The organism is Methanobrevibacter sp., from assembly GCF_045586545.1.
GTDB lineage: Archaea > Methanobacteriota > Methanobacteria > Methanobacteriales > Methanobacteriaceae > Methanocatella.
Window position 1 is genome coordinate 1 of sequence record NZ_JAZNAN010000114.1, and the last position, 7,618, is coordinate 7,618.

6 protein-coding genes are annotated in these 7,618 nt (G+C 34.6%); 4 read left to right on the top strand and 2 right to left on the bottom strand.

Annotated elements, in window-relative coordinates:
- The first annotated feature begins 320 nt into the window (after positions 1-320).
- The 3 genes from cobQ (at position 321) to ACKI3D_RS08545 (ending at position 3,291) form a co-directional block, all read left to right on the top strand.
- Positions 321-1,847, top strand: coding sequence for a cobyric acid synthase CobQ (cobQ, locus tag ACKI3D_RS08535; protein WP_407393706.1), 1,527 nt, complete (start codon positions 321-323; stop codon positions 1,845-1,847).
- An 89-nt stretch (positions 1,848-1,936) separates the two neighbouring features.
- The gene (locus tag ACKI3D_RS08540; protein ID WP_407393708.1) at positions 1,937-2,179 is read left to right on the top strand and encodes a hypothetical protein; all 243 of its coding nucleotides are present in this window, start codon (positions 1,937-1,939) and stop codon (positions 2,177-2,179) included.
- 368 nt (positions 2,180-2,547) lie between these two features.
- A complete protein-coding gene (locus ACKI3D_RS08545) occupies positions 2,548-3,291 on the top strand; it encodes a hypothetical protein (RefSeq protein WP_407393709.1) in 744 nt (247 codons plus the stop codon).
- A 152-nt stretch (positions 3,292-3,443) separates the two neighbouring features.
- On the opposite strand, the gene ACKI3D_RS08550 is transcribed toward ACKI3D_RS08545, so the two are convergent.
- Positions 3,444-3,932 carry an SDR family oxidoreductase gene (locus tag ACKI3D_RS08550; protein ID WP_407393711.1) on the bottom strand — a complete coding sequence of 163 codons (489 nt, stop codon included), beginning with the start codon at positions 3,930-3,932 and terminating at the stop codon, positions 3,444-3,446.
- On the opposite strand from ACKI3D_RS08550, the gene ACKI3D_RS08555 reads away from it, so the two are divergent.
- Positions 3,871-6,048 carry a C1 family peptidase gene (locus ACKI3D_RS08555; RefSeq protein ID WP_407393713.1) on the top strand — a complete coding sequence of 726 codons (2,178 nt, stop codon included), beginning with the start codon at positions 3,871-3,873 and terminating at the stop codon, positions 6,046-6,048. The two genes, ACKI3D_RS08550 and ACKI3D_RS08555, sit on opposite strands and share 62 nt — an antisense overlap.
- Positions 6,049-6,182: 134 nt before the next feature.
- Here the strand turns inward: ACKI3D_RS08555 and ACKI3D_RS08560 are convergent, their stop codons facing one another.
- On the bottom strand, positions 6,183-7,469 hold the full coding sequence (locus tag ACKI3D_RS08560) for an ATP-binding protein (protein WP_407393715.1): 1,287 nt from the start codon (positions 7,467-7,469) through the stop codon (positions 6,183-6,185).
- Positions 7,470-7,618: the final 149 nt, after the last annotated feature.

The window sequence follows — 7,618 nt, forward strand, 5'->3', positions numbered from 1 at the left end:
TAACTTATCAATTATAAAAAAAATTATAAAAAAGGATATTAATAATAAAAATTAATTAAAACAAAATATATCATAAAATTAAAATTATTACTTGTAAAATAGTCAATATTATATATTATTAATCTATAAAATAATTATTACAAGAATTATTTTCGATAATAATTTCTTGTTAATCGAATTTGAAGTGTGGAATGTATCACAAAAATCAGTTGTTATAATTAAAACCCCGGATAATTGATACAGATTTTATCCCACTTCAAATGAGATTAATTTAAACTCATTTTTAAATTATTTATAATAGTAATTGAATATATTTTATCATGACAAAATGTATCATGGTTCAAGGAACCTCATCAAATGCCGGAAAAAGTATGCTTGTAGCGGCCCTCTGCAGAATTTATAGAAATAGAGGATATAATGTAGCTCCATTCAAATCCCAAAACATGTCTTTAAACTCATATACCACTAAAGAAAACGGGGAAATTGGAATTGCGCAGATGCTGCAGGCTGAAGCGGCAATGATTGAACCGAGCATACACATGAATCCTATTCTGCTCAAGCCAAAAGGGGATTTCACTTCAAATGTAATCATTCAAGGAAAATCCATTGGAGACATGAATTTCTATGATTATCAGCACAAATACCATGATACCGCATTAAACGCCATTAAGGAAAGCTTTGAAATATTATCCGACAAGCATGACATAATAATTATTGAAGGGGCAGGTTCTCCAGCCGAAATCAACATGAGAAAGCAGGACATTGCAAATATGGAAATTGCCCACATGGCCGATGCCAACGTAATCCTGATAGCCGACATTGAGATGGGAGGAGTGTTTGCAGCCATTGCCGGAACTTACGTTTTGCTAGATGATTACGATAGGTCACGCCTTAAAGCAACCGTAATCAACAAATTCAGAGGTAATCTGGACATCCTGAAACCGGGACTTGACAGGATTGAAGAGATTACCGGCGAACCTGTTTTAGGAGTTTTACCATATGATGAAACCTTAAGACTTCCAGAAGAGGATTCTGCATCACTGACCACTCATGTTTTTGCAGAAGATAAGGACATTACCATTGGAGTAATACGCCTTCCGAAAATAGCTAATTTCACTGATATTGATCCATTTGAGTACGAAGAGGATGTAGCGCTTAAAATGATTGGCGTCAATGATGATATCGGTGATGTTGATGCAATAATCATTCCAGGAACACGTAATTCAACAGAAGACATGTTTGCACTGCGTGAAAGTGGCCTTGCAGATAAGATAATTGAGAAATCCAATGAAATACCTATTGTTGGAATCTGTGGAGGACTTCAGATTTTAAGTAACATAATCTATGATGAGGAAAAACGTGAATCCAAACATGGGACCATTGAAGGTTTAGGATTGTTGAATGTTGAATCCAGCTTTTCAAGAGCGGAAAAAATAGTTACGCAATCTGTTGCAACAATTCCCGATGATTTAGATGGAATAGCTGGCGAAATCTTTAAGAACATTGCCGGTGAAGAAGTAAACGGTTATGAAATCCATGAAGGGACTACCGACCTTATTAATTCCTGCGGACTATTGAATATTATAAAAGGCCAGGGAAACAACGACGAAGGAGTTATTGATGGTGCATGTAATGGAAATGTATTTGCAACATATTTCCATGGAATATTCCACAATTACAATTTCAGAAGGGAATTTTTAAACTATATCCGAGTTAAAAAAGGTCTTGAAGCAAAATATGGTGAAGACCCATATGAAACTCAGAAGGATTACTCCTTAAACAGACTGGCTGAAATCGTTGAAGAAAACCTTGACATGGACATTATTGATAAATTACTTTTTGAATAACACTAGGAAATTTTCAAATTTAAACCGCATTATTTAAAAACATTAACCAACATAATTATAATTATCAAAATATTTTGGAGATTATAAAAATGATTCTAGATGTAAAAGCAACTAATAAAAAATCTGGTGAAGTAATTTCATTCGCATTAGAAGGTGATGCAGACGCAGGATTCACATATGAAGGAACCCACATGCAAGAAGTGGCTGATAACAAAATCAGAGAAGTTTGCAATGGTTTAATTTTACTCGGTTCACCAATCTACACAATCAAATCAGGTGAAACTGAAACTATTGAAAACATGACCTTTGTTACTGAAGTTACAGCAGAATAATTCTGCTTACTCTTTTTTATTTTTAAAACAATTTTTCTTGATAACAATATTTTTAACTTTTCAACTTTTTTTTACAGCACCACTATCCTGACATTGCCAATCAACAATTTAAAATTCTGATTGTGAAGCTTGAAATTAATTTTAACCGCCTTTAAATTGGTTTTCACTAATCATCAAATAATGGCAGTTCTTATTTTGTTTATAATTTTTTATTTTACCTAATTTCATATACTATGAAGTACAATCTTTTATTATTCAATAATAGTTATAGTTGTTTTGATCAGCGCATTAAAAGATTATACTATTAAATTGCTTATGGTAATCAGGACAAAATAACATGACTCACTAAAATAATGAGGGCATAATCTATGGACAATAAAAAAATAATTATAATCGGCATATTGCTTTTAATTATTACAGGTGTCATTTTAGTAATGCTAACAAACACCATGAATTATGAAAGAATTGAAATTACCCCCAACGGAACAAGCATAGATGTTCCGGCCAATCAGACTAAATTTCTTGGCGATTTTGAAAGTGTAAAAATCTGGAATTGGGACGACGGAGCATTAATCACTTACAATAGTAACGAAGGCAGCGGAATTAGTGAATTAACCGGATTAAGTTTCAATGCCCTGAATGAATTGATAAAAAATGGGGAAATGCAAAACATTGATGGTTTGACATGTTACGTGATAAATGCCGATGAATTATTGGAAATCCACCTGTTTGATATCATTAAAGTAAATTATAAAGGTAAATTTTACTGCATCCCTTTATCTAATGAAACTTCCCATGACAACATTATAATCTGTTGCAAAGACAAGGACATAGCATTGCATATGGCTAAATCAGTACAGTACAAAAATGTTTATCCCAACAATACCGATTTGGATAATGCAATTTCCACAATAGAAAACATGACCGAGGACTTGCAGTCTAAAGCAAATAATTATACAAATAATACTGATTTGAATGATGTCAAATCCACAATTGAAGATAAATTTGGAGATTTGCAATCTAAAACTAATAATTATACTAATTTAAATGATGTCGAGTCCACAATAGAAAAAATAACTGGAGATTTATTATCTAATAGTCCAATTAAATAATTTTTAGGGTTTGGATACAATTATATCCTCAAATCTGATGTGGATAAATGTTCCAATCATTTAATGAATAATTATCTAATATTAAAAATAGAATATTAAGAAGGATTATATGTTAATCCCTCTAAAATATTAAGTTTTAAGCAATTTAAAATCTAAATTGCAGTCCATCCACCGTCAATGTTGATTAATTGACCTGTGCAGAAACTAGATGCATCAGATGCTAAGTAGATAGCAATTCCATCTAATTCTCCTTCTTTACCCCATCTGCCCATTGGACAGAATGCTTTAATCAACATGTCGAATTGTTCATCGCCAACAACATCTGCAGTTAATTCAGATTCGAAGTATGCTGGTCCGATTGCATTCACGGTAATGTTATATTGAGCCCATTCTGCTGCTAATGTTTTAGTGAGGTTGTATACTCCTCCTTTTGCAGCAACATATCCGGTAATCATTCCTCCGGTCAATGCCACTCTGGAGTGGATTGAACCCATGTTAATGATTTTACCGTATTTTTGTTTAACCATATATTCTCCGACTGCTTTACAGCAGTAGAATACACCAGTTAAATCAATAGCGATGTCATTATCCCATTCTTCGACAGGTTGTTCAATTACAGGATTAAGCAATTCAGAATTCATAAACAATCACGCTACCTTCAATGGTGGGGCAATCTATCTTTCATTTACAGAAACTGAAATCAGCAATTGTACTTTTGATTCAAATGGCGTTGATGTCATTGAAGGTTATCCGACTTATGGCGGAGCAATATTCTCAGATATCTCTACATTAAATATAACTGACTCAAAGTTCTTCAATAATGTTGCAAGTGAAGGCAATGCAATATATGCATATGACAGCTCATTCAACATTAGAGGTTCAACATTCAAGAACAATACAAATGCCGTTTTCAGTGTCTTTACTAAAAAATGCGATATTGATGGAAATGTTTTAAATAACTATACTGTTTCAACCAACAATACATTCTATGCGACAATAATGGTTGGAGAAGGTCTGCAGTTAACTCTGGCTAATAATACCATTAATGTTGATACTATTCCAGCAAAATTTGATTTGCGTGACTGGGGATGGACATCACCAGTCAGAAATCAAGGATGGACGGGTGCATGCTGGACATTCGGAATGTCTTCAGCATTAGAATCAGCATTATTAAAGGCTACAGGAATTGCATTTAACGTTTCTATGAATAACATGAAAACTGTGATGAAATATTCACCTTATGGTGCTTTGGAGGTATTTGAAGGGGGATTCAATCTTGCTGCTGTTGGTTATTTATTGAGCTGGCTTGGAGCAATTCCATATGGCAGCGATACTTATGATGAGCTTGGAAAAATTACAATTCCAATCGCAACCGACCAGAGCATTCATGTCCAAGATATAATATTCATACCTAATAATGAAATCCCTAACGGTACACAGATTAAATTGGCGATCCTGAAATATGGATCTCTGGATGTGTCCTTTTTCGGGCAATCCTCATATGATGAGGAAGTTCCGTATTATAATCCGAAAACCTATGCACAATATGTCGATGCGCCTGAATCTGCAAATCATGAGGTATCCATTATCGGATGGGATGATAATTTCCCAAAAGAAAAATTCCTAATCACCCCTCCGGGCGACGGTGCATGGATTATCAAAAACAGTTACGGTTCTGAGTGGGGAGACAATGGATTTTTATATGTTTCCTATTATGACCAATCACTCGTGGCATATACACCCGGCAAGGTCGTTGATTACGCCGCCGCTACGATAATTGAAAATACTGTGCCATACAATAAAAACTATCAATATGACATTACATGGCTTTCTAATTTTGAGTCAAGTGATGGAAATATAAGTTATATGAATGTCTTTGAAGCACTGGACGATGACTTGATTGCAGGTGTTGGAACATACTTCAATGAGAGTGGCGTCAATTATACAGTCAAAATTTTTGTAAACGATGAATTAAGATTGACTCAAGAAGGAGTGTCCCCATATGTCGGTTATCACACCATCAAATTAGATAGTTACATACCAATCAAAAAAGGTGATGTCTTCAAAGTAGCGATATCCTCAAATTGGATGCCATATCTTCTTTTAGAGGATACCAGAGTGCATTATGTCCAAAATATTTCATATGTCTCATTTGACAGGAAAACATGGAAAGATGCTTATGACTTAGGTTATATTGCATGTCTTAAAGCATACACCGTTGCTGATGACAGTAAAATCATCAACAATGAAAACATTGCTGTTGACTATAGCAGCGGATCCTACTTCTCCGTTCAGGTCGTAACTGCTGACGGCCATGTAGTCGGTGCAGGAGCTAGGGTAAACTTCACAATCAATGGCAAAACAACTACTGTTAAAACCAACAGCAATGGAATCGCCAAAATCAAGATAACACAGACTCCTGGAAAATACACCATTAAAACAACATACAATGGTGTAACCAAATCAAACAAGGTCACTGTAAAACAGGTCTTGACAGCAAAGAAAGTCACTGTAAAAAAGACTGCTAAAAAGTTCACTTTAAAAGCAAAACTTAAAATCAACGGCAAGCGGGTTAAAGGCAAAAGGATAACATTCAAGTTCAACTGTAAAACATACAAGACTAAAACCAACAAAAAAGGTATCGCTAAGGTTACCATTAAAAAGAATGTTATCAAAAAGCTCAAGAAAGGCAAAACATACTCAGTTAAGGTTACTTACCTTAAGGACACCATAAAAACAACCGTTAAAGTTAAGTAGATAATTTTTTCTACTTCTTTTCTATTTTTTAATTCCGTATTGTTTTCCAATAAAACTTATTCAACAAATATGAAACAGTTTTACTTGTCCAATCCCTCAAATGTCATAATATCAAAAAATCCACAACAAAACATTTATCGCAAACATCCTATCGGAATAACTTTCACCCCATCAGCCCTAGTGTAGGCCATATCTCCGCCAGTAATTACGGCTAAGAAGCTTGGCTCTTCCAAATCAATTTTTTTGTTTTCCACACTTTTTTTAATTAATTCCTTTAACTTGAGTAAATTTTCTGCCCCTTTTTCAATTTCACGACTGCCCAATTTGAATTCTATCAATGCATATCTTCCATCGTTTAGATATATGATGCAATCGGCTTCAAGACCACTGTCATCATTGTAATACAATACTTCTCCGTTGACTGAACTTGAATAAACCAGCAGGTCACGTATGCATAGGTTTTCAAATATGAATCCAAAGGTTTCGAAGTCTTTCAGTAATTTTTCTGGTGTCAAGTTAAGGCTTGCCACAGCTATTGATGGATCAATGAATTCCTTTTTGTGGGATTTTCTGATTGTATTTGCTGATCTGATGTTTGGTGACCATGCAGGAATGTCTTGAATGACATATAACCTTTCAAGGGCATTTATGTATGAATTATATGTTGGTGCAGAGATATCCTCATGTTCAGTCCTTACATCTTTCATGAGTGTTCTTTTGGTTGCCAATGTTGAAATATTTCGGGCATATGATTTTAAGATAGCTTTTACCCTTTGGGGGTTGCGTTTAACCCCATCCACTTCTGAAACATCACTATTGCATATTATGTCAATATAATTGGATACGATTGCCAGCTGCTGTTTTTTGGTTTTTTTGTTAAGGGATTCGGGCCAGCCCCCTCTGCAGGCAGCGAATATCAAATCAGGGATTGTCAGATTTGATGTTGCACCATCAATGTTTAGATTCTCATCATCAAACAAGTCCATTAATGAAATTTCTCCTGTGGATTCTCCGCTTTCATATAGGCTCATCGGACGCATTACGATTCTTTTTATCCTGCCTGCTCCAGAGTGCATGATTTTACTTTCATCAACTATTGTTGAACCAGTGAGGACATACAGTCCCTCTTCATCTGATTCATCCACCAGATATCTTACGGCATCCCATAGTTCAGGTGCCATCTGCCATTCGTCAATCAGCATTGGCTTATCCCCTTTTAATAATTCTATAGGATTGGTGTCAGCAAGCTTTAGGTAAGACTTTCCATGAACCGGATGTTGCAGTTCTTTTAAGCTTTTGCATTGTTGTTTGGCTGTTGTAGTCTTACCGCACCACTTTGGACCGGTTATCAGTACAGCACCCATGTATTCAAGAGATTCTTCCAGTTGACGGTCAGTATATCTTGGCAAATATCTTTTCATCTCAATCACTTTTTTATATTTTTCATCTATTTTATTTTATACTTTTCATTAAATTTATTTTATACTTTTCATCATATAAATTTTATGTTTTTCATCAATTTTATTTAAGTAATTATAGTGATTTTATTTAAGTAATTTACCCTCCCCAT